The sequence below is a fragment of the Chitinophaga silvisoli genome (genome assembly GCF_003412465.1).
Lineage (GTDB): Bacteria > Bacteroidota > Bacteroidia > Chitinophagales > Chitinophagaceae > Chitinophaga > Chitinophaga silvisoli.
In genome coordinates this window covers 377,964-402,466 of the sequence record NZ_QTJV01000001.1, presented here as the reverse complement: position 1 = coordinate 402,466, position 24,503 = coordinate 377,964, and the positions used below count along the sequence as shown (strand labels likewise).

At 46.4% G+C, this 24,503-nt stretch carries 18 protein-coding genes; 3 read left to right on the top strand and 15 right to left on the bottom strand.

From position 1 onward, the window contains the following. Positions 1-71: 71 nt before the first annotated feature. Complete coding sequence (locus DXN04_RS01775; protein ID WP_158568800.1) at positions 72-890, bottom strand: Ig-like domain-containing protein; 819 nt, start codon at positions 888-890, stop codon at positions 72-74. Between the two features lie 479 nt (positions 891-1,369). Here DXN04_RS01775 and DXN04_RS01770 point away from each other — a divergent pair, with 479 nt between their 5' ends. Continuing rightward, positions 1,370-1,762, top strand: a complete 393-nt coding sequence (locus DXN04_RS01770; RefSeq protein WP_116851587.1) for a response regulator — start codon at positions 1,370-1,372, stop codon at positions 1,760-1,762. A gap of 78 nt (positions 1,763-1,840) precedes the next feature. Next, positions 1,841-2,194, top strand: coding sequence for a DoxX family protein (locus DXN04_RS01765; protein ID WP_116851586.1), 354 nt, complete (start codon positions 1,841-1,843; stop codon positions 2,192-2,194). A 107-nt stretch (positions 2,195-2,301) separates the two neighbouring features. Here DXN04_RS01765 and DXN04_RS01760 read toward each other — a convergent pair whose 3' ends face one another. From DXN04_RS01760 to DXN04_RS01695, 14 genes are all read right to left on the bottom strand, one after another. Beyond that, complete coding sequence (locus DXN04_RS01760) at positions 2,302-3,435, bottom strand: glycoside hydrolase family 172 protein (protein WP_116851585.1); 1,134 nt, start codon at positions 3,433-3,435, stop codon at positions 2,302-2,304. 32 nt (positions 3,436-3,467) lie between these two features. Continuing rightward, positions 3,468-4,229: a hypothetical protein gene (locus tag DXN04_RS01755; protein WP_147319812.1), complete on the bottom strand. Its 762-nt coding sequence runs from the start codon at positions 4,227-4,229 to the stop codon at positions 3,468-3,470. Between the two features lie 8 nt (positions 4,230-4,237). After that, the gene (locus tag DXN04_RS01750) at positions 4,238-4,744 is read right to left on the bottom strand and encodes an O-acetyl-ADP-ribose deacetylase (protein ID WP_116851583.1); all 507 of its coding nucleotides are present in this window, start codon (positions 4,742-4,744) and stop codon (positions 4,238-4,240) included. A 132-nt stretch (positions 4,745-4,876) separates the two neighbouring features. Beyond that, positions 4,877-5,323: a YbhB/YbcL family Raf kinase inhibitor-like protein gene (locus tag DXN04_RS01745; RefSeq protein WP_199414967.1), complete on the bottom strand. Its 447-nt coding sequence runs from the start codon at positions 5,321-5,323 to the stop codon at positions 4,877-4,879. A 48-nt stretch (positions 5,324-5,371) separates the two neighbouring features. Then, a complete protein-coding gene (locus DXN04_RS01740; protein WP_116851582.1) occupies positions 5,372-6,736 on the bottom strand; it encodes a BT_3987 domain-containing protein in 1,365 nt (454 codons plus the stop codon). A 10-nt stretch (positions 6,737-6,746) separates the two neighbouring features. Beyond that, positions 6,747-8,471 (bottom strand): alkaline phosphatase family protein, encoded by a 1,725-nt coding sequence (locus DXN04_RS01735; RefSeq protein WP_116851581.1) that lies wholly within the window; start codon positions 8,469-8,471, stop codon positions 6,747-6,749. Between the two features lie 9 nt (positions 8,472-8,480). Then, entirely contained in the window at positions 8,481-10,055 is a 1,575-nt protein-coding gene (locus DXN04_RS01730; RefSeq protein WP_116851580.1) for a DUF5008 domain-containing protein, read from the bottom strand. An 18-nt stretch (positions 10,056-10,073) separates the two neighbouring features. Beyond that, positions 10,074-10,775, bottom strand: a complete 702-nt coding sequence (locus DXN04_RS01725; protein WP_116851579.1) for a fasciclin domain-containing protein — start codon at positions 10,773-10,775, stop codon at positions 10,074-10,076. Positions 10,776-10,785: 10 nt separating this feature from the next. Further along, on the bottom strand, positions 10,786-12,324 hold the full coding sequence (locus tag DXN04_RS01720; protein WP_116851578.1) for a RagB/SusD family nutrient uptake outer membrane protein: 1,539 nt from the start codon (positions 12,322-12,324) through the stop codon (positions 10,786-10,788). A gap of 10 nt (positions 12,325-12,334) precedes the next feature. Next, positions 12,335-15,454: a SusC/RagA family TonB-linked outer membrane protein gene (locus DXN04_RS01715; protein WP_116851577.1), complete on the bottom strand. Its 3,120-nt coding sequence runs from the start codon at positions 15,452-15,454 to the stop codon at positions 12,335-12,337. Positions 15,455-15,466: 12 nt separating this feature from the next. Continuing rightward, positions 15,467-16,489 carry a DUF5007 domain-containing protein gene (locus DXN04_RS01710; RefSeq protein ID WP_158568798.1) on the bottom strand — a complete coding sequence of 341 codons (1,023 nt, stop codon included), beginning with the start codon at positions 16,487-16,489 and terminating at the stop codon, positions 15,467-15,469. A gap of 5 nt (positions 16,490-16,494) precedes the next feature. After that, positions 16,495-18,060, bottom strand: a complete 1,566-nt coding sequence (locus tag DXN04_RS01705; protein WP_116851575.1) for a carbohydrate-binding protein — start codon at positions 18,058-18,060, stop codon at positions 16,495-16,497. Next, a complete protein-coding gene (locus DXN04_RS01700; protein ID WP_116851574.1) occupies positions 18,057-19,568 on the bottom strand; it encodes a RagB/SusD family nutrient uptake outer membrane protein in 1,512 nt (503 codons plus the stop codon). The genes DXN04_RS01705 and DXN04_RS01700 overlap by 4 nt, the downstream gene beginning before the upstream one ends. Beyond that, positions 19,568-22,417 (bottom strand): SusC/RagA family TonB-linked outer membrane protein, encoded by a 2,850-nt coding sequence (locus DXN04_RS01695; RefSeq protein ID WP_116851573.1) that lies wholly within the window; start codon positions 22,415-22,417, stop codon positions 19,568-19,570. Before DXN04_RS01695 ends, DXN04_RS01700 begins: the two co-directional genes overlap by 1 nt. Positions 22,418-23,006: 589 nt before the next feature. Here DXN04_RS01695 and DXN04_RS01690 point away from each other — a divergent pair. Then, complete coding sequence (locus tag DXN04_RS01690) at positions 23,007-24,479, top strand: hypothetical protein (protein WP_116851572.1); 1,473 nt, start codon at positions 23,007-23,009, stop codon at positions 24,477-24,479. The last annotated feature ends 24 nt before the right edge of the window (positions 24,480-24,503 follow it).

The window sequence follows — 24,503 nt, the reverse complement described above, 5'->3', positions numbered from 1 at the left end:
ACAGTCATTTTGCGCTTATCATTTTGGTTTTTATCAAGCTGCAAAATGCAATGGATTGCGGGAAAGATCATCTAATGGGCTACCACTACATTTGTATAAAAACTATAATCTTTTGACCGGGTAAACAACATATACATTCCTGACGGAACCCCACTCACGTCAATAGTTACAGTCAATCCATCCAGCGCCATTTCCTTTTCATACACCGTAATACCATTATAACTTACTAATGAAATCACCGCTTTTGCACTCACCGCAGGTACATATTTTACTGTGAGATTCGTACTTGCCGGATTAGGGTAAATCTTGTCAAACATACCAGTAGATATCGCTGTCCTGGTGAGTACTACCGATGCTATATTTGGATTACCCGCCTGGTCTGTCGCGGTACTATCAGGAATCTGCACACTCAACCTGCCATCATGAATCGGAGTCACTATTGCAGTGATCAGATTATTGCGCACACGATCAAAATCAGATAAAGTAGCATTTTCAACTATGATCCGGCTCACATCAAATGTGCTGATCGCTTCACTGAAACTGATGCTAACTGTGAAAGGTGCTGACACAGGACTTCCCACCGTAGAAAAAATACCGGATGTAGGCCGCGTCATGTCATAATAAACTTTACTATTGTCTGTAGTCGCATTAATCACATTCAGGGTATCACCCGCTTCATCTACATAAGCTACACTGAACAATATTTCTCCCTCAATATCAGTATCCGTCATCGTCCAGGAAGCAGCATATTGCAGGTAAGACACAAAAGAAGGGCTAACCTTATGGCCGGCAATAGTAACCTGGGGGGTTGGGAGGTCACTGCTGGCAATAAAGGATAAAGTTACAACATCCCCCAGTTTGGCAAAGGATGTATTCTCATTGTTAGACACTATATTAACATTGCTTACTACTCCAGAAGCGCTTGTTTTAGCAAAGCCCTGTGCGATGGCATCAGCAAATACAAAAGTTAGTATAAAGCATGATAAAATGAGCCTGTGAGCTATGGTTTTTCTTATTAAAAATCGGTCCATTAGGATAGGGATCTCCGGTTTTTCAGTTAGTAGGATAAAATTATAAATAATTATTTAAAGAAAATAATAATATGTCGATAATAAAACCAGTAAAACGCGATACAGGCAAGGATTAGGAGGCAGGAAAAGTACCTTATTCTTTGTATTTCAATTGATAACAATAAAATCAGGGCAAAAAAGGATTTTTGACAAAAAAACAGGAAAAGACAGGGCTAATTAAAGCATAATGTCCTTGATTTAGTTCCGGTTGTCTATTAACAATTATATTCATACTTTAACAAGTATCCAACCATCCATCTTAATTGGTCTTTAAAACTATTATCGGTACTTTTGCGCACATGACGAACAAGGTTATATTACTGGTGGATGATGATATTGATGATCAGGAACTATTTGGTGAAGCGATGTCTATAGCAGACAGCTCCGCTGTTTGTCACTTCGCATCTGATGGTGAAGAAGGCCTGGAATTACTGAAAGACAATTCCATGGATGTACAACTGATCTTCCTGGACCTGAACATGCCCAAAATGAATGGCAAACAGTTCCTGGAAATCATCAAACAAAACGAACAACTGGAAAAAATCCCTGTCGTTATCTTCACTACCTCACTCAGGGAAAAAGACGGCCTTGAAACCGCTGCATTGGGAGCCGCTCATTTTATGACCAAACCTTCCAGTTTCGGAGAACTCGTGAAACAGTTGGAAGGCGTATTGGAAAAAGCCCTCGGATAAACTTCACTTACCTGTAAGTAACTAAAATTTTATGGGTTGTTAACCTGCATAAGTTTGCCTTATTAAACATAAGCAAGCATGAAAGTATTGAATCCTATCCTTTGGATACTCCAGGTTTTAACAGGTCTGCTGTTTCTTTATTCCGGATACATGAAGCTATTTACTCCTATCGCACAACAGGCTGCTATGTATCCTTGGACCGGACAGGTAGCCCCCGCATTCCTACGTTTTATGGGCATTATTGACCTCCTGGGTGGTATCGGCATACTCATTCCCTTTCTGAGTGTTTATGCTGCCAGCGGGATAGTATTACTCATGATCAGCGCTTCGGTTTTCCATATCTCCAGAGGCGAATCCAGCGTGATCGGGTTTAATATCGCTATCGCGCTTATTGCCGCTTTTATTGTATGGGGAAGGAAGAGACTGGCATAATGCCAGTCCCTTCATATCCTTGCTGTAACCATAATATGAAAAGTGATTTCATAAATTCCGTCAGCCGGGAACTTAATCGAATGCGCCACCCCTTGCATATCTGCCGCTTAATACACTTCCAGCGCATCTTTTCCAGGTAATGCAGGAAATGGCTGGTGAGGCTCAGTCTGATACCAGTATACTACTGATGATAAATCAGACTGCTGTTTTAAATACCTTCCACCACTCCGCCAGCCCAGATCCTGGATCGTCACCCGCAGGTCCTTGTCAAATCTCACAGGATCCACAATATGCCAGCGGTACATGCCAAAACGCTGACGTGTATGATAATCATTGTCCGGACGGATCACCTGGTGCAACCCGCTGTATGGTGTACAAAAAGGCACATATTTACCATTCCGGTCAAAGTTGTAAGAACCACAGAAATAGTCTTCCGTACCCGTACCACAGATAGTAGGGAATTGCTGATCTCCATCCATGAAAAACTTGATTTCACCTTCTCCCCACCAGCCATTATTATTCACGCCGACTGCCAGGAAAGTACCCACATACTGCCCTTTCCCCTGGATATTGTCTACGAGTACATAATCACCACTGGTATCAGGATTTGCCCGGCGAAACTGCGCATGAAAATAAGCCTCATCTGAGGGTACATCCCTCAACTCATAATCTACCTGGTAATAAAGCGTCATCTGCTCTGTATGGATGTTTTCCATAGTTATGCGGCACTTCTTCCTGAACGGCATCTGCCAGTAGCTATTAAAGGCACTGCCGGGATTCACACATACAGGTAAGGAGGTCAGTGGTGCATATTCATTCCAGGCCATGCCGAAGAAATCACCAACAGGGCATTCTACTGAAGGGGTCTTCTCATCGTCCCAGTAGATGCGCAGAATGCTGTAGCGCCATACACCTGTCGGTGTCATCCAGATGTGCTGTATAGCACCGGAACCGCTTATTTCGGCCAGTGTAAATGTCTGGCCCGGCTTAATAATGATGAATGGATTGACTTTCCAGCCCTGGCCCAGATCGCGGGCTGCATCAGAAGCATTGGCTGTGTTAAGAGGAGCATTTTTGGAGGGCAATGCCATGCCTCCCTTACCTTTCTCACCAGTCAGGTTTTCAGGACTGATGCTACGTGTTTTTGCATTGGAGAGGCGGTACAGATTGTCAAGACCCTGGGAAGAAACCCGGAGGCTAAAAACTACTATTAAGAGTAACAATAACGGGAACTTTCTCATACATGATTATTTGTATGAGAAAGTTACTGTTTTTATTGGCGGATGTCAAGCTGTGAAATCTGTATACGCATACTGTCTGACTCTTCTTCTTCCTCATCTTCTTCCAGGCGACCTCCCTGTATAAAGGTCAGCTTCGTACTGCCGGCCTCACCTTTGGGGTAGAAGGCCAGTTGACCATAACTGGCTACCACATAGGCAGTCGTATTATTCTCTGCCAATGGTATGAGCAGCCCAAAACAGAGATTGGTGAACATACCTGAAGACCATTCGTTAGTACCTGCAAGTATCACATATTGCTGACCATTGATGGTACAGGTTTCCATCGGAGAACCGGCCCAGTTGAGGTATCCACAATCATTGATCGTACTGCCGCTTTCATCAATGATGCGGGTGATCTGCTTTTTATTGACAGTAATGGTACTGATACCCGGTTCGAACTGTTCTTTAAATTCAAACTTATAGGTAATATCATACCCCGGAATGTGGAAAACTGAAACCCGGGTGGTCGTACTATCCCCGGTGATATCCTCATCGTTGTGAGTGAATGCAATACTGCTTGAAGTGAAAGGATATTTCGCCTTTATAAAGGCATCTGTTTGTTTGGCAGCAATGACTGTATCGAACAGTACTTTTACTCCTTCCTGTACTTTTTTGCTCTCGAATGCGGCTGCCGAAGTGGCTGAACCGGATGTAGTCGTACTGGTTTCCGTGGCCGTTTCTTCTCGTTGTGATGTCTTGTTTTCCTGATGACACCCTGCTATTGCAAGCGCCATTAGGATGCTGATTCTTCTCATAGATTTTATTATAATAGGGATTTGTACAGATCGTAATTCTCCCGGTCGAAACATACAAAGATTACCTTTTCAATTGTATTATTTTTTTCGGCAAAATCCCTTACTGTAGTGATAGCTATTTGTGCAGCCTTATCTTTTGGAAAGCGGTAAATACCTGTGCTGATATTAGGAAACGCGATGGTTTTCACATCGTGTGCCACAGCCTGTTCCAAACTGTTGCGATATGCATTGGCCAGTAATTCTTCTTCTTTAGCTTTGCCATTCCATACAGGTCCTACTGTGTGAATGACGTACCTGGCAGGCAGGTTCCCTGCGGTAGTGGTCACCGCTTCTCCGGTGGCGCATTGGCCCTGGCGGGCCACGATCTTCCGGCAATCTTCAAGTATAGCCGGACCGCCGGCGCGATGGATGGCACCATCGACCCCTCCACCGCCCATCAGGGATGTATTAGCTGCGTTTACAATTGCATCTGCATGAACTTTAGTGATGTCTCCCTGGATGAGTTCGATTTTCATTGGCTCAAAATTATGAACAAAAAGAGGTTGTATCAAAAGTAATTTGAAGGCATTGAGAATTAAAAAAACAAGAATTCTCTCTGCCAATGCATCCGGATTAATTCCCGGAATTTACTTTTGATACAACCTTTTTTAATTACGTTGATATGTTCCCATCAGGCTGCCCTGACCTATGATATGCCCTTGCATCGCATCCTGCAACTCCTGCCGGGATGCACCTGCCGGCAGATCCAGGTCTGTATCCAGGGCAAACAGGTAAAAAAAGTAACGGTGTGACCCATTTGGCGGACATGCTCCATGATATCCTGTCTTACCCGCGCCATTCTTACCACTGATGCCCGGTCTGCCACCCTCTGCTATATCTGGCACAGGGTCTATATTCCATACCAGCCAGTGGTCAAAAGTACCCTTAGGGGCATCGGGATCCTCCGCTATCAGCGCCATGGTAATCGTACCTTCAGGAATGCCTTCTATATGCAATGGCGGACTCACTTCATCACCATCGCAGGTATACTTAGCCGGCATAGCACCTTCATGTTCGAAGGCTTTACTGCTGATCTTCATTTCCTGTACTTCCATAACAAACTGTTTATGGAATATACCATCAACAACGTGCCAGATCTATTGCTAGGGCCGTTTGAGCAGCCGCCATTCTGCCTGTTGCCAAAGAGAACTGCCATGTGTAGCGGTCACATAGAGGCGGTAAAACTTATACGCCTCCTGGTTGGAGAAGGTATACTTAACAGTCAGAAAACGGGAACCAAAGTTCTGATCTACCCGCTTATCCAATACTACCCAGTCTGTTCCATTGTTGGAACCTTCTATTGTCCAGTCTTTAGGATCACGGTCAGGTGCATCGTTTGCCGATGTCATTGTATAAGCACCAGTGGTCTGCGGCGTAGCAAATTCAAGCATTGCCCACACTGTAGAGAAGCTGCCTAAGAGGAACTTCGTATTGATGTTGTTATCGATCAGCTTAGGCGAATTCTCGTTACCATTACTGGTATTTTCGTACTGTGTAGTGTACCTGATATTCTGACTGGTGATGTCTGTTTCTATCAGTTTGGAAGGATCCAGCTCCAATACAATCGTACGCTTCGATGAATCCAGCAGATGGCGGGTCGGATCACTCAGCTGAATGGCCAGCACCGGCTTGTTATTCACATTGTTTAAAAGAGAAGCCGTTTTCACTGTAAGATTAAATTTAGCCACATTTGTGTTCGCCGGGAAACTAACAGAAGCTGGTAAGGTATAATCTGTTCCTGATGCCAGTAAGGTGGATCCGGCAAGGGTACCATTGTCTATAAGCGCCTGTGCCGTATCAGGTGTGGCGGACAGGTTGATAGTAAATGCACTTCCTGCCGTACCCCCCAGTGTAACACTCACCGGCAGGGTCACTTCTGTATTGCCTAATGTATGATCAGTACCATCCGGTTCCATCAGCACACTCCCCGCTTTCGTGAAAGAGAGATAGTGAATTTCTGATGCACTTATTACCTTATCTGTATGAATCAGCACAATCGCCAGCTGCCCTTTCAGGTCCAGGGTATTTGATTTCGTGGCATCAGAAAGTCGTATTGCCAAAGCCAGATCGCGACCATAATATCGCTCTATCGCCTGCATACTTACCTTCAGCGGAATACTGAAAGTATCCAGCCCGAAGCGGATCTCCGCACTACGTGGCAGGGTATAGTAAGACTCCTCCAGCAATACCGCATTTCCCAGTGTCTGGTTATTGATCAGCGCATTGACGGTATCGTTATCCACACCTATATTCACGGTAAAGAGCTTCGGTGTTGCAGCGGAAAATACAAGTCTGACAGGGATCGTAATATCATCTGTCGCCTTGGTATACTCACCTGGCCCGGGTATATTCACAATGCCATTCTCACTGCTGATCGCGACACTGACAGGACTTAACTGTTCATCTTTAAAGCGGTCATTTTTCTCACAGGCAAATAAAAATAACAGCAGAAATATATAAGGACGCATAGCAGTCTATTTATTTGTTAATATCTACATAAGAAGTGACCCATACTCTTCCATCCAGGTCCCATTTGGTATCGGCAGCTATCTGCAGCCAGTTCAGGATCTGACGCACCGGATCTACAGGCTGTGGTACCAGCTGCGCCAGGTTACTGGCACTACTTGGACACATCAGGTCACTGAAGTCATCCCATTTATAACTGCCATTGATCCTGAAATCATGTGCCCATTCACTCTGGTCTTTAAATACACCTCCATACCCGTCTTTGCATGACCAGTAGCCTACCAGGTAATCGTGATAAGGATGCGATGTGGGCAGTTCTGCAGCACATACATACTCACTGATCACATTGTCAGGTAGCGCTGCCTTCCAGAATTTCACCTCTGTGATATAAGCATCCATCCAGCGGTTATTCACTATGTTGCCCGGCATGTAACCTAATGTAAGCGGGGCATCTGTATCGAAATTGCCATAATTGGTGATATCTGCCTCTGTGTTGAAATTACCATCTGTAAACAGGCGCAGGAATCGCTTGTCATCCCTGTTCACAAACACCGCTGCTATATCATGCCACTTACCGTCACTGATATTGCTGGCGGTAGCCATATTAAAACCGGCCCCGTTCTGACCGAAGTGTACACCCCAGGCATTTACTTCCAGCGAGATGTTCCAGCCTGTATTGTTCCACCAGTCCAGCGACATGTTGTTGCCGATGACGGAAGGATATGTGTAGGAATAGTCACCAGCCGAAGTTTTGTTCTTTTTAATCTTCAGTTCTATCGTTGCTTCCGCATCCTTGCCCAGGTTATAATCTTCCTTACCACTGTCGATGGTGGCATATACTGCCGTTGCCGCGGTGTTACCATACAGCCGCACCGCTTTGCCGGTATAACGGTTACCCGTATATGGTCTGTCTAAGAAACTGGTAGCATAACGGGGAGAATAATAAATTGTGAAGGTATTCACCTTGGTATTGCTCAGGATTGTGCCATCATCCTCCGAAGGATCAATAGTATAAGGACCGCCATTACCGGCTGTGATAATCACCAGCCAGTCTTCAGCAGCATAGGTCTTCCGCTGCTTCAGCGCGGCCATGATCTTCCCGATATTTTCATCTGCCTGTAAGATGGCCGCCTTATATTCGGGCACACTCACATCATATCCATACTGGCGGCCTGCCAGCTCTACCTGCGAGAACTGACCAAATACCATACTGGCAGTATCTATGGTCAACTCCTGCAGGATAGCCTGGGTTGCGGCTGCATCATCATCCGCATATGTCTGGTTGACATCTGTATCCGTTATTAAGAATTGACCCAGGCTATCAGAGGAGCTGTATGCTGCAATACGGAACTTAGGCTCTCTTTCTTTGATATATTTAAAAAATACAGGGTATGCCTGCAGGTGGTTGTTGCTGAAATCAGCTTTCGTCACACCATGTTTTTCCTTGTGTACGCCCGTGAGCAAATCTGCCCACCCCGTGCTACGCAAAGCAATGGTATCACTGATGCTATTCCAGGAATAGACGGCATGCTCTGACAACGCCAGCAGATTGGGAGCTGCAGCATCCCTCACCGACTCTCCCCTGGCCCCGTCTATAGTCAGGAACAAAATCTTTGGAGTACGTGCAATCGTACCTGTGCTGTCATTATAGTCTTTCTTGTCCAGCATACGGTCATAGCCTTTGTTGCAGGCCATAAAGCCGACCAGTAGCAGGAGGATGTATATTCTGTGCTGCATAATTGACCTTTACTTAAAGAGTAACCTTACTACATTCGAAATTTCTACCCTGTTGAAGCGACTAAAGATCCCTGTGATGAGGGTCTGTGTCTGCCCGGAAGAATTAGTGGTTTCGAAGATCCGCGTGAGACTGCCACTAAAATCTGCCGTATTGTTATATCCTGCCACCAGCGAGCCATCAGGGTTCAATACCATGAACCCGCTGCGGTGTACATTGCCATACTTATTGAAATAACCACTTACTACTATCAACCCGTTATTCAACTGCTGGGCTAACCTGTAACTCACATCTGCCGCCATCGGTAATGATACCAGCTGAGGATCTACCGTACCATCCGGTTTCAGCATCACCAGCCCCTGGTGATCTACCCCGTCGAACTTCCGGAATATACCTGACAGCATAAACCGTTGCGTGGTAGCATTATAGCGGATACTGGCAATCTGGTTGTCGGCCCCCGCACCACCAAACCCCGCATCGAGACTGCCATCCGTATTGATGCGGGCAATGTATGGAGCCGGATCACCATTGTAATGAGTAAAACGACCTACAATGATCAGTTTTCCATCATCCTGCATAAACGCATCGCTGATAGGACCATTCGGACCATTATTACTTCTATGCAGTGTAGTATTATAATTGAATGTAGAATCCAGTGAACCATCCGGGAAGAAACGGATCAGGTTCCTCACCGGCACACTGTCTACCACCAGCGAATCCCGCTCATGCAGATAATCTGATACACCATACACATACTGCTCGTAATAACTAAATGAACCAACCGCTGTAATCTTATTTTCATGTACAAATACTTTGTAGATATTGCCATCAGTACCGCCATTAAATGCAGGCACCGTATCTTTTCCTTCGAATGTGTTGACAACAGTGGAATCTATCGAACCGTTTGCATTCAACACCGTAATGTTGTGCATTTCTGCGAGGTGAATATCATACGAACCAAAACTGCCACCCACTACCAGCTTGCCACTGGGTAGCGTACTGATAGAACTGAGTGAACCATCTGATCCCCTGCCTGATTGCAGCGAGCGATCTATCTCCCCGTCTTTGGAGATGAGTACAATGCGGCCTATGGGTTTTACCACACCTTTATGTTCATAATCCAGGAAATCGCCGATCAGCAGCATACGACCATCAGAGAAGCGGTATACATCATTCACCCAGCTGCTGGCACCTACTACTCCCTTCCAGGCTGGATCAATGTCCAGGTTAGCCTTTACTTTGAATACAGGCCCAATGAACACCTGGTCGCCAATGGATACACTGGTCACACCGGTGCTGGCAGTGACAGGTACTTTCACCCGGATGCCGGTTGAATCTACTGCTACTATTTCGCCCGCTTCACCATTGAAGTTGAAGTGGATACTATCCTTGTGCGGCAACAAACCTTTGCCTTTGAATGTGATGACAGTACCTACCGTCGCTTCTGATGGTGCAGGAGCATCTGTGCTAAGTGTGACCCCCAGAGGGTCACGTCCCCCGGCATAGGGATCCGGATAGACTTTGTCGGTTTTGCGGCAGGCACTGAGCGTTATGCTGACAGCCAGTATATATGCGAGTATTTTCATATCGTGTTCTATTTTTTATCAACCGCCGGTTTGCATTACAGAGATCATATCGTTCACGAATGCTAAAATGTCAAAACCAAAGTAATAATGATCTTTATCCAGCGCATGAACCACCCCATTGTCAGTAATAATATTGGTAGATGATACAAATGCCGTATTCCAGTTATCAAGCGGATAAGTGAGATCCGGTATGTAGGACAAGGTTAACTGCCGGTAGCCCACATACTTTACCCCATTGTCATCTGCGTAGACTACACCAATATTCATCGTGGTATTATTCCAGGATAAATAGTCCTGGCCCGGGTATATGGATTTCAGACTGAAGTCTATCTGCGGAAAATCCTTCAGCTGGTTCGCTCCACGAAACATATAGCGCTGCAGGTATTTCTGCCATACCACCTGTGGTACATCTGCCAGGGTTTTGATCGTATCATAACCGTACCTATAGAGATTGGTATTGAGCGTCTGTACCAGGTTCATGATACTACGGTCAGTAGGTGCAAAAAAAGTAAGTGTATCCGATGTAAATACATCTTCCATACCAGAGAGCCGTACCACCTGCGCTACTGAATCAAAGAAAAAAGGCACCGCATCCAGATACGCCAGGGTATTGCCTTTGAAATGCGGATCCTGGGTACCGGAATCCCGGTAATATTGGTCCTTTTTACAGGCGAATAAGCTCATCAGGATGAGCGAAGAAAATAAGATCATTCGCAGCATAAGACATGTTTTATCTTAACCAGTAATTATTTAATTGCATGTAGGGATTGTTATCCAGCGAAGCTGTAGATATAGGCCAGGTCCATCCGCCATTATCAAACTGCGATTGTGTCAATGCATTATAACACCAGTTTGTATTTGTCACCCTCCCTGTTCTTACCAGGTCGAAGTAATAGTGTCCTTCCATCATCAGTTCCTTTGCTCTCTCTGTAAAGATTGCCTCCTTCAGCGCCGAACCACCAGCGCCCTGGTAAAGCGTTGTTTTCGCCCTGTCCCTGATCAGGTTCATCATACGGATCGCTTCTGCATCTTCGCCCAGTTCTGCCAGCGCCTCCGCCCTGAGCAGTATAGCTCCTGCATAACGCAGTACTATGAGGTTGTTATCCACATTCACGTCATCATTCCCCTGCTCATACACACTATTGTATTTTAAGAAAAGGAAGGTTCCGTCGTTGGCAAACATCTGGGAGTCAAACCACATCTCTATACGTGCATCCGGTACACCTGTCGGATACAAGCGGCGCAGGTAATCGGCCCTGAAATAACAAAAGCTGTATTGGTGGTTAGCTGCCGGACGTTTGTAAGGATAGTGCACCACCAGCTCTGAAAGGTCATTCCACTTTTCAGATAAGGTCTCACCATAGTTGGAGCTGATCACGATATCAAAAAGACTCTCTTTACTCCGCCCTTTGAAAATGGTGAATGACTGATCGATTGGCAACAATTCGTAAGCGGCACTCTGGATCAGTTCATTGCCCAGGTCTGCTGTAGACCTGTAGTATTGCTGCGCATTCGCTTTGTCAAAGCCCGCATTCCACATATTCATTTCCATAATGAGACCAATGGCAGCACCTTTGCTGGCACGCGCCCCCCTGTTCGCAGGGTCTGTAAATGTCCAGGGCAGGTTGTCCATCACACCACTCAGATCCGCAATACAATTCCTCATCACCGTTACCATTTTTTCTCTTGGCAGCGGTGCCTCATGATAGGCATCCGTATAGTAGGCCACATCGCCCCAAAGCCGTACCATGGTCCAGTAAGCCAGGCAACGCATGAAGGTAGCCTCTGCCTGGAACTCCAGTTTCTGTTCATTGGAAAGGTCTGGAATCACCCTGCGGCCTACTTCGTATTGGAGGATATTACAGGCCTGTATAACGCGGTAAAATGGTTTCCAGTCTGACAGGTTCGCCAGGTCAAAAATGTTCCAGAAATCCTTGCCTGATGGCGTGTAAATCAATGGCAGCAAATCGTTCTTGGCTGCATACTCCACGAAACTACGGTCATTGCCATCGTTCTTCTGCGGTGAATAGCCCAGCATACCGCCCCTCACCTCTCCTGCTACGGCGTATAGTGGACAGGAACCTACAACGTCTCTGAAAAGGCCATAGATGTCCCACATATTATCTTCCACATCGCCCGCACTCTGGAAGAAGGCGTTGCCGGACAATCTGTCAAGTGCCTTTACATCCAGGAACTTCTTACAGCTCCCCTGGGTAATCAATAGTAAACAAGCGATGAGATATATCCTGCGATACATATTCGTTCTCATTTTTAGTGTGTTAGAATTCTATATTCACCCCGAAATTGTACGTGCGCGGTACGGGATAACCGCCGGACTGATCACGTCCCAGCGCGGATACATTCTCCGGGTTAGGACCGCTGTAAGGCGAGAAAGTGACCAGGTTGTTGCAGGTGAAATACGTTCTCACTGAATTCACTCCATACCTGTTGGTAAACTTCCTGTTCAGCAGGTAAGCAATTGTGATCGTATTTATCTTCCAGTAAGAACCATCTTCCTCTATCAGCGTCTGATCATACCTGTAAGGCCTGATGGAAGAGTAACGGGTATAATCAAATGGATTCGGATACTTCGCATTCGTATGATCCTTTGTCCAGTAATCCACACTCCCCACATCCGCCACTGCTTTAGGATTGTAAGGATCGCCCAGGAACTGCATTCTTTCTGCAAATGCATTGTTGAGAATCTTACGGATCAGGGTATACGATGTATTGAGATTCAGAGACCAGCTCTTATAGTTTACATAAGATTGCAGACCTCCCGTCACCAGGGGTTGTGAATTGCCCGCAGGTACATAGTCATTATTATCCAGGATGTAGTTGTGATCTACGTCCTGGAAAATTGGATCGCCAGCCTTGAAGTAAGTACCATCTGCGGTGCGGTAACGCTGACCTGTAGCCGGATCCACAGGTACATCCGCGTCAGTGGCATAGACCCCTTGTGTTTTGAGCAGGTAGTTGGTCAGGCTGTTTCTGCCTACGCGGAACAAGGTGTTCTGACTGTTGGAATAGTCATATTCAATGAGCTGTCTGGCACCATTGGGCAAATGGGTCAGGATATCTTTATTGAGTGCAGCATTCACAGACACTGTCCATTGTACCTTGCTGGTACGTGGCAATGGACGAAAGGTCAGGGTCAGCTCATAACCATAGTCAATGAGTGACGTTTCGTTGGTAGTGATCTGATCAAAACCGGTGATGTTAGACAGGTTCTTGGTCCTTAACAGGTTCTTCACCGTTTTGTAATAGGCATCAAAGATCACTTCCAGCCGGCTGTCGAAGAAGCCTGCTTCAAAACCTACGTTGTATTGCGTAGTGGATGTAGGTTGTAAAGTAGTATTGGGCAGGAGTGAATAATTGATACCCAGTCGCTGATTGGCATTGTAGGTACCACGCGGATCGAAGGTACCATAGATGGCAAAGATATCGCCGGATGGTACAATGTTTTGTCCCCAGCTGCCTCTCAGGGAACCGTAGGTAAGCCATTTCTTTTCACTCAGCGCGTTCTCCTTGTTAAAGTTCCATCTCACACCAATAGCCGGGTTCTTTGAATAAGGATCTTCAAAACCGCTGCTGGATGTGCCATCCATACGGTAACTGAGATCCATTACATACTTCTGCTTATAGTTGTAGGAGAAGGTACCTGCAAAGCTGGCAATGTGCTGCTTGCTGTAGTTGTCCAGCAAACCACCTCCCAGCGAGGCATAGCCGTCATAACCCAGGGGGCCCTGGTACTGGTCGTTTGGAGTCTTTTCCTGCTGTATCACCTGCGCCTGAAATCCTTTGCTGTAGATTTCATTGAAGGCAGAGAGGAAGAAGTTGTGCTTGTCCTTAATCGTCGTAAAGTAGGACACGGTATTTCTGTTGTACAATGTATACTTGCGGTCATCGTATGCATATACCTGCGAGAAGTCGCCGTGCGCCGCAGCAGGTATAAACCTGTCTTCCGTATTACTGGCATACTCATAGCTCACACTGGAACCCAGGCTCAGCCCTTTCAGCAACTGGTAACTCACATCCAGGCTCGCTCTTACATTCGCAGTTTTGTTATCATTTTTGGTATCCAGTGAAGACAATACACCGGCAGTACTCTGGTAGAAAGAAGGACCGGGTAACAGTGAAGATGCAGCTGCATTCGCCGCCACACCACTCTGTGTCAATCCATTTCCGTCCCCTTTATTTCTTTTACCTACCTGTGTGGATAAGGTGGTGAATACCCTGAATTTCGGATTGGGCTGATACAGCATATTCGTATTCACAGAATAGCGGTCAAAGCCGGTATTACGGATCACCCCATTTTCATGATAATAGCCCAGGTCCACCTTGTAGTTGAATTTAGGATCGCCACCACTGATGTTGATATTGTGTGTCTGGTTATAAGTAGCCTGGTAAAATACATCCTGCCAGTTGGTAGAATTATTATAATAAGGATTGAGACTATCAGCCAGGAAATGCGTAGTCGTAATGTTGTAAATATCATTGATATTCCCGCTACCATAAATCTGCTGTAAGCGGAGCCTTCTTTCTGCCGCACCACCGATCGTTTTACGCAAGCCCGGAGGTGTATTCACAAAGAAGTTGCCCGTATATCTCACCAGGGGAATAGGCGAACTACCTCTGCGGGTAGTGAGCAGGATCACCCCATAAGCGCCACGGGAGCCATACAGCGCAGTCGCCTGCGCATCTTTCAGGATCTCCAGGCTTTCAATATCCTCTGGGGGAATGAGGGACATTGGGCTTACTCCCGGCCCGGCTGACTGGTACCCATATTCAAAGTTTGCATCTGCATCGATGGGTACACCATCGATCACATACAAGGGAGAAGTAGGCGACAGGAAGGCATCATTCCCACTACCCGTTACTGTGATATTAGACAGGCCCCTGATCTGGATCATACCACGGGCACCGGGTGCACCGGTATTGTTCTGAATATTCAAACCAGCTACACGACCCTGCAGGAGTTGTTCTACGTTGGATACCGGTACGTCCTGGATCTCCTTACCACCCACGATCACTGCAGAACCGGTGGTAACTTCACGGGTCTTTTTCTGATAACCGATGATCACCGTTTCATTCAGCTTATTCTCCGTCACCGCCAGGCGGATCACCAGCTCTCTTTTATCCTTCAGGGTAATGCGATAATCGGAATAACCTATATAACGGAACACCAGCGGAGAATTAGGCAATACACTGGCAGAAAACTGACCACTGGCATTGGTGATGCCCACCGCTTTCAGCGGACTACCCGCCATGATACTTACCCCTACCAACGGCTCATTGGTCACACCATCCCGGACCTGCCCGGTGACGGTAACCTTGTCCTGCGCCTGAAGGAAAACAACGGTCAGCAGACAAAAAAGCAACAGTATAGATTGTTTCATAATTTTCTTTGTTTATTCGTCCCTGAACCGGGGGTTGTTCCTGAAATAGAAGATGATTTCCCAGTCTCCTTCCTGGTAGATGTTGAAGGAGAGATCCATGCTGCCTGTCTGCCGGATATTCCCAAAGCCCACTCTTGTAAAGCTGAATTTGACGTATGCCTGCGAGCCATCTCCATTGGTAAACCGGGTCTTGAAGCGCATGAGCGGAATCGGATAAGCCACCTGGTAAGTCACCCCTGTAGCCGTGCGCGTTATATCAAATCCATGCATCAGACTGTCCCAGGGTGTGAGGTTAAACATAGCAGGATCTATTGGCAGGGAATCCTTATCCATAAATTTGAAGGTGACGCTATGCCCGTTGCCCGTTTTGTTAAACAATACGCGTACGCTGTCTGATTTAAGGTCCAGGTTATTGTCATCGTTGGTAATGCCGCTGATTCCGGGGTGATTATATTGCAATACGAAGATGGATGAGTCGTTCGTATTCGGGTAGGTTGCCTTTTGCCTGCCGGTGATTGGATCGTATTCATAAGGTGCATAAGGCTGTTCCCTAAATGGCATCAGGTTGAGATCCTTGTATACATTTTTTCCGCCGGAATTCGTCGCTTCCACATCGAAGAGGTAGCCGGAATCAGGTTGTGCACGCAGCCCTGTGTTGGACCAGCAGACAAAATCGCCGGATGTAGGCCTGATCTCCCAGATAGGATGTGTCTCTATCACCCGCTTGGCATTGATCTCTTCGAGCGAGGTCTCATATCCCGTATAGGCTTGTTTCCAGACCAGTGCTTCCACAGTCTGATCCAGGTCGGTAGAAGCTTCACCCGTTTTCTTCAGGCGAACGTTCAGAATCTTAAACTGGATCGGCGTACTTGAGTTATCAGTGTTGAAGATCTGGGAATATAAGGTAGTTCTGCCCATTACAGGTGCAAATACGGTCTGATTATACACAGCCCGGCTACTTAGATAATCCAGGTCATCCGGTGCCCATTTGCGGCAGGAAATGAATAAGAGTAATATTAATATCAGTCGTTTCATGTGCATTAATTCAAGGGTCTGAAAGTGACGGACTTTACATCATAACCACCGGTTTCTTCAAAGAAGCGCATCACATGTATGCCTTTGGTGAGATAGACGGTGACGTTGGCGTTCTGGCGCTTGTGATAGTCTGTTGTATTGGGTACGGTGACAGAACCTGTCACATCCACACCATCGAATTCTATGTGGAATTTGCGCCCGTCGTTCGGGCTGCCTAATAATGTAGAGGCAATGTAGTAGCCTGTTTGTTTCACATCTACCGTGTAGTTCATCCACTCACCCGTGTCTGTCCAGCCTACCTGGTATCCGCCACCGGAGTTCCTGGAATAGTCGATATCCACGCTTTCGTCAGGTCTGTATTTGCCACCGGAGTTTTCTTTCGTCACATCGTGGTAGCCTACTCCCTCACCTCCCGGGTCATAGTCCTCCAGTGTGATCACACCAGGTATTGGTAAAGGGCGACCCTCAGGCAGCAATTTGATAAAACGTAAATCATAGAGTGCGAAATCGAAGTAGAGCCGCATGAGGTGTTTACCTGCTTTCAGCATTACGCCACTTACATAAATGTCTGTATAAGTGCTATAGCCCCCGGTGGATTTAGTGGTCATCGCACTGCCTGTCACGGTAGTTCCATCCAATAACAGGTGTAACTTGCCATTATCACCACCAGAGCCATAGCGTAACTGCATTTTATAACTGCCGGTTTCAGTCACATCCACACTATAGTCCATCCATTCATCGGTTTCGGTCCAGCCGATCTTGAAACCGTCTTCGCCGGAAGCGATATCCACATTTTCTGCAGGACGGTACTGACCGCCTTTATTATCGATAGAGAAGTCAAGATAAGCTACTTTGTTACCACCCCTGTTGTACTGCTCCAGGGCTATCACACCCGGGATATAGAAGGGATAATCATTCCAGGGGGTAGACGTAGTTGGGTTCATACGCCCTATGAATTCATCGAAGCCAAACTGGTGATTCTTGTCCAGCACATTCACCAGCCCATTGTCAGTTACGATATCAATTGCTACCGTTGTTGCATTGGACCAGCGATCAGTATAGATCACGCCCTTGGTATCGCTGTAGGTGATGATGCCCGGGCCGCCGTTTACATGCCCCTCCGCATCGGTACGACTGAACTTCCCGTGCATAGGATAGCCATAACGGATGGCTGGCAGGTCCAGGCCATCCTGCAACTGCATGCGGCCTGCAGACACTGTATCTCTTACTACATAGCGGCATACCAGGGTATCCAGCTGTTCCAGCGGTAGGGAACTGATATAGATAGGGCCACGTCCCTGGATCGCACGCAGGGTATTCATATTGTCGATCGCCTGGATGAAACTGGCATCCGATGGAGCGAACACCGTATAGCGGCCAGACCTGAGACTATCGGTTAAACCTACACGATCTACTGCCAGCAGGAAAGAATCATATTGCTGCTGACTATGCAAAAAGTCGTAGGTATTGCCGTCATACTTCTTCAGCTCATTGGTGTAGTCATAATATCCTTTATCCTTTTTACAGGCAGCGAAGGCGAGCAGCAGAAAAAACAAAGTGTATTTACTCATTGCCAGTAAGGATTTTGTGTGATCAATGGATTTTGTGTCATGACTTCATCAGCTACCGGCCAATAAATACCTCCGCTGTTGATGAGCGCCATAAATGCAGGATCGTTTTGTTTGATTTTGTTGTAACGAATCAGGTCAAACCAGCGCCAGCCCTCTCCCATCAGTTCCTTCCGGCGTTCCCTGAAGATGGCATCGATCAGGTCACCTTCCACATTTACATCGTAGCGTTTTATCCTCCGCAGATCCCGGATTGTATTCAACAGGTCAATGGCATTCTGTTGCTGACCTATTACAGCCAAAGCTTCTGCCTGCAGCAGGGTGATGTTTTCAAGACGGGTAATGATGATGGTACTGGAGTAAATCCTGAAGGAAGGATCGGAAGTATTACCATCCTGGATCACCTTTACCTTATTGAAGATGGGGATCTGGGTATTGAAGCTGGTAAAGTAGCGCTCAGAGGTAGGTATACCTGTCAGGGTATCCAGGCTGAAACGCTCATCCAGTGGTTGGTCGAATACGGAGAGAATCGTATCTCTGGGTATGTAGATATCAGGCAATGCCTTGTTTACAACGGGGCTGGCGAGTGTAAGTTCTTCCAGGTGACCGGAGAAGGTCGCATCTACATGGCCCCAGTCGAAATTGAAACCGAGGATGTGGTTATCCTGTTTCCAGTGGAAGAAGCCGGTGCCCCTCACCAGTTCGTCCGTACCTACATAGTAGCTGCCACCTTTGGAGTAATTGTCCAGTACAAACTGGCCATATACAGAAGCATCTACATACTTGCCCTGGTAGGCGGCTACATGTGCCAGAATAGCATAAGCGGTCAGCTTACGGGCCAATACACCTGCCCAGCGGGTGCTGGTTTCATTGTAGTATTGTCCCAGTTGCTGGGGATCATCTGTACTATATTTATAAGGCAGATCCGGTGCTGCCGCCAGTAATTCCTTTTCTACAAAGGCCAGAACAGTCGCCTTGTCATCTCTCGCTTTATTTTCAAATTCACCATCGTGCGAGGAGGTGATCAATGGCACATCGCCCCATACGGATACCAGAAAGAAATAAGTATATGCCCGCATAAAACGCATCTGTGCGATATCCACTTTCATATTCTGTTCGGAATACTTAGGATCACGTTCACGTACTTCGCCTACATGTTCCATGAACATATTGGCGGCATTGATCACCGCATAAAAACGCCGCCAGTTGGACAGCGTCTGCAACAATGGGTATGCAGCCCTGAGATTGCCTTTTACAATGGCTTTCAGGTCCTGTCGCTGCACAGATTGAAAATCGCCCATGCGCAGTTCTCCATACATCCACCAGGCATCATTGTCCGCCATTGCTGCGCGGAGTAAACCATACACACCAATTAGGGCAGTGCGGGTATCTTCGTGAGAGTTCCAGAAGTTTTCTTCAGAAACAGCATGCGTGGAATCTATATCCAGTAGTTTTTTACAACTGACACTACAGAACACGAGCAGGAGTAACAGTAAGAATAGTCGTTTCATTACAAATCCATTTTTATGCCGATGGTGTAGGTTTTAGTGAAGGGAAGCGCATAGCCGGTATCGAATCCGCTATAGTCCACCAGTTCAGGATCTCCACCTGTATAGGGAGTGAGGGTAAACAGGTTGCTGGCAGTAGCATACACTGCCAGGTTATGGACCGGACTTTTTTTGTGCCACCACCTGGCAGTTGTCAGATCATAGCTGAGTGACAGTGTGCGCAGTTTCAGGAATGCACCGTTTTCAAGAAAGAGATCCTGGTCTGTGCGATAGGGATCAACAGTACTCCATGGATTATAACGTGGATATTTATCATAGTTACCTGCCTTGGTCCAGAAGGTGATTTCTTTTACAGCACTCATGTCTATTTTACCCTCCCTGTTTACAAAGTCAAAATGATTCGCCATTTCAGCATTCATCACTTTTCTGAAAGCAGTGAAGTAAAAGTTCACACCCAGGGTCAGGCCTTTCCAGCTGATGTCGTTGTTGAAGCCACCTGAGATGACCGGAAGGATATGTCCTTTCAGCACCTTATCCTTATCATCGATCACGCCGTCATTATTCTGATCTACCCATTTCGGGTCACCGGCCTGCAGGGGAATTCCTTTATAGTTCAATGGTTTGCCGCTGGCATGGCTGGAGGGAATATCCGAGTCCCTGTTATAGATCCCATTGTTCTCCAGAACCCAGAACTGATCAATGCTGTTACCCACTTTCAGCAGGCGGGTTCCGTCAGCAACTACCAGTTGCTGCAATCCACCGGGCAATGCCATGAGGGTATTGCGGTTGTAATTCAGGTTGATACCGGGCTGCCAGGTGATGGTTTTAGTAGCGATGATCGCATTGGCGCTCAGGTCTACGCCCATGTTGCGCACTTTCATCCCGTTTTTAAACTGGTAGGCATAGCCATATTCAGCAGAGAAAGGTACTTCCAGCAGCATGTTGTGGTCCATTTTGTGGTACACATCGATGGCGAGATTGACCCTGTCATGCAGTAAGGTAGTGTTCCATCCAATGTCCAGCTGGTCGGTGAACGGCCAGCGAATGCCATAGCCGATATAACCGGAAGAATAGGCACGGCTGATGCCCGGAAACCCATTGTATGAAAAGCGAACAGGGTTATTGCTGAATGAAAGGTCGGAGGTATACTGTGGCCCTTCACCAAAGCGGTCGTCCGGCATCAACCGGCCTACCCTTCCCCAGCTGGCGTGAAGCCTGGATGTGGTACTCAGTCGCCATCCGGCAGTAAAGGTGGGTGAATAGAACCACCAGTTGTCCGGCTGCGCGCTGGAAGAGCCATCGGCTCTCATCATGAGGGAAAAGTCAAAACGGTTATCGTATTGATAAGCCATGCGGCCATAGAATGACAGCAGGCGATGTCTTTGTTTGTCCAGGAAGGTGAACATCAATGCATGGTTAAAAGACTTGGGCGACAGGTAATTCGTCTTTGTATTATCAGAATACAACAGGTTTACCCTGATCAGGTCATTCGGCCCCTTATATGCATAGGCATAATTATACCTGTTAAAGTCTGCCTGAAAGTTCTCCCCCGCTTCCACCTTCACACCGTGCTTACCCCACTGGTGCTGAAACTGGACCGTGTTGTTCACAAACACACGTTGATTATATCCGAAGTAATTGGAGAGGTAGTTCACCGTTTCCAGCAGCGTACTGGGATAGAATACATCACGTAGCCCTTCGTTGTAATCAAATCCTGAGAGGGAGGTCAACTGCCAGCTGTCAGAGATCCTGAGGTTGATGGAGAAGTAGCCGTTTACTTCGTTGGTTTTATTATCATCGAATGACTTGTCCCATTCTTTCAGATACTGACCATAGAATGCTTTGTTGGGGGGCAATGGACTACTCAGATCCGGCAGGTATTGCATTTCCGCAAAGCGGTCGCGCAGCCAGCGGTTGCGTTTTCTTTCCAGGCGGGTGGCACTGAGCATAGCGCTTACAGTAAAGCCTTTGAGCGGCACCATATTGATCTTGAACATGGCATTGTAGCGATCTGCACGGCTGCGGTCTGCCGCATTCGCAGAGCGCTGGTTGCCCGCAGCAAAGAGAAAGTTTGCCCTGTCTGTTCCACTGGAAAGGGTGGCATTGATGCCATAGACAGGGGCATTTTTAAAATAGAGGTCCGTCCAGTTAGCAGGCCCGTAATAGGCATTATTAGTCGAATCCCGGAGGTATAATGGATAGGTCTGGGATTCCTCCTCAGTTGCATATTTATCGTAAAAAACCTGCCTGAAATCGTTTTCAAATTTGGCATTGGTGGTAAACAGGTGTGGACGCTGTACAATACCAAAGTAAGTGTTGAAACTTATTTTTCTTTTACCGATCACAGGTTCCTTTGTATGAATCAGGATCACGCCTCCATTCGCCGCGCGGGGCCCGTACATGGCTGCCTGTCCGAAGTCTTTGAGCACTTCGATACTCGCAATGTTATTCGGATCGATAGCCGCGTAAACATTGGAAGCAGGCCCCAGATGATTGTACTGGAACTCCTGAATATCGAATGTAAAAGGATGATCGGCAATGAGCGGAATCCCATCTAAAATAACGGTGGGCTGTGCTTCGTAATTATTGCGTGCACTGGTATATGGAACAGCAGTACCGCGCATTACAATGCTACTCATCGATGCCGGTTCGGCCGATGGCTCCTGGATATAAACACCGGCTGCATTGCCTTTGAGCAACTGTTGCAGGCTATTAAATGGATAAAGAACCGCTCTTTCCACGCGCATACTGTCGGCGCTGAGAGGCAGGGAATCCTTCCGTAATGACTGAGCGTGTACGTTATGGCCATACAATACCAGGCACGTGATGATAATCCGTACAGATAGATGCATATAAGAATATGTTTAAAGAAGATGTAATCGATTACACCTGGCGCTAAATGTTTGTACGTGGAGTATGATAGGGTGAACAACACGAACCTGACCCGTGAATACAAAAACGTGGAAAATTGTAAAACGATTTAGCGTTTTAGTTTAAATACATTTTTAAAGGTTATTTGATATGCTTGAATTGGACTTATGATTCGGCTACAGTTTTTTGTTTTTAGATTAAGGTTGAATTACAAACGCTCATATAAATTAACGGGAACACTGAATAACAATTCAAATATAGTTAGCCGTATGATAAAAAATATACCATTTTTCAGGCCATTCGGATATTCCCAAAATTTGTTTTACCGGCTGCCTCCTTATCTCATCTATTTGATTTTCAGCATCAAATTAGGTTTTACGTATATACAATACAGACAATGCTATGTCAAAGAACACTGCATTATTATTGCCTTAGAAAAATCTAACTTATTTTGTCTCCGACAATCAACCTTGATCACGTTTATGATGCTGTAGAGACAAATCATCTACCCTCTTATAATCACGTTGAGCAACCGTTAAAAGTGCCCTGAACATTTAAACAACTTGAACTATGGCTAAAGCTGATATGCTTGGCAGGCTTGTTAGTACACTGACAAAAGCGGAAAAAAGGTATTTCCGTTTATATTCATCCATGCAACAGGGGAACAAAGACTATGTCAATCTATTCGACCTGCTGGACCGACATTCTTTTTCCGGCCCCGCTGCTGCAAAAACTGCATTTCAACAACAATATGCAGGGAGTAGCTACGAAGTATCAGGCAAGTACTTGTATAAGGTATTGCTGGATTGCCTGCTGCACATGCGCCTGCAACGTGAACCATTGATAGCTGGTATGCTGAAAGCAGAGATCCTGGTTGAAAGATCTCTATACGAAGATGCCATGAAACAATTACAAAAGACGACAGAACAGGCAGACATGAAAGCACAATGGATTCTCTCACTCTGGAGCAGACAACAGGAAATGCAATTAATGCAGCTCCTGAATTTTCCTGAGATCAATGAAATGGAATTGAAGGAAAAACAGGCAGGTATTTCTACCACCATCCGGCAGTTAGATCACTACCAGGAACAACAGGCGCTGTATGAACAACTGCGCTATCAATGGTTGTACAGCGGACCTGCGAGAACACCTGCAGAAAGACAGGTACTGGATGAAATGGCAGCAAGAGAAGCACTCGTAAATACAGATCAGAAGCTGCACCTGCTCTTCCAGGCACATTACTTTTTACTGGCCGGGGAATTCACCACTGCATTACAATACTTTTATGAATCGGCCCCCCTGTATGAGGCACCTGCCGACCAGCTGATGGTGATAGAAGGCATACTCTACAGCCTGCGCGCGGCAAAAAGGTATAAGGAACTATCTCTTTTCCTGGATAAAGTATTACGCTTTAAAGCGACATCAGGTTATTTCAGTGCAATGATTGTACGACTTCTGTTCATCTATTCTCCCGCTGTGCACATCGATAGTGGAGAGTTCAACCGCGCCCTGGCACTGCAACAGGAATTGCTACCTTCATTGAACTTACAGTTGCTCACTTTAGTACAGCGTGCAGAAATCTACCTGTCAAGAGCATTGGTTTACCTGGGCAACGGGGATATCAACAATGCACACTATGCACTTGACCAGGTGCTCCAGCAAAGTAGCCTGTATAGTACCCTCCCCCTCTATCGTACCTTCAGACTCGTACACCTGCTCATACAGTATGAACTGGGCAACTATGAATACATCCGTTATGAAACACGGGCATTCAGGCGCTATCTGCGCCCGGACAATAAACGCGCATTCCTGCTGGAACGCACTATGATCAAATTCCTCAGCGCAGGCGAACTATCTCCCGTCATGGCTTATAGAATTGCCCTATGGAAAAAACTGCAGGCAGTGTTCCAACAAATCAGACAAGACCCTTATGAAAAACACCAGCTACAGCTTTTTGACTTTTCGGCATGGACAGAATCCAGGATCCTGAGAAAGCCATTGCAGGAAATATTAAAAGAAAAATTCGAAAGTGTATCAATTTGAGTTTCCTTTAAAAAACACCTAAAT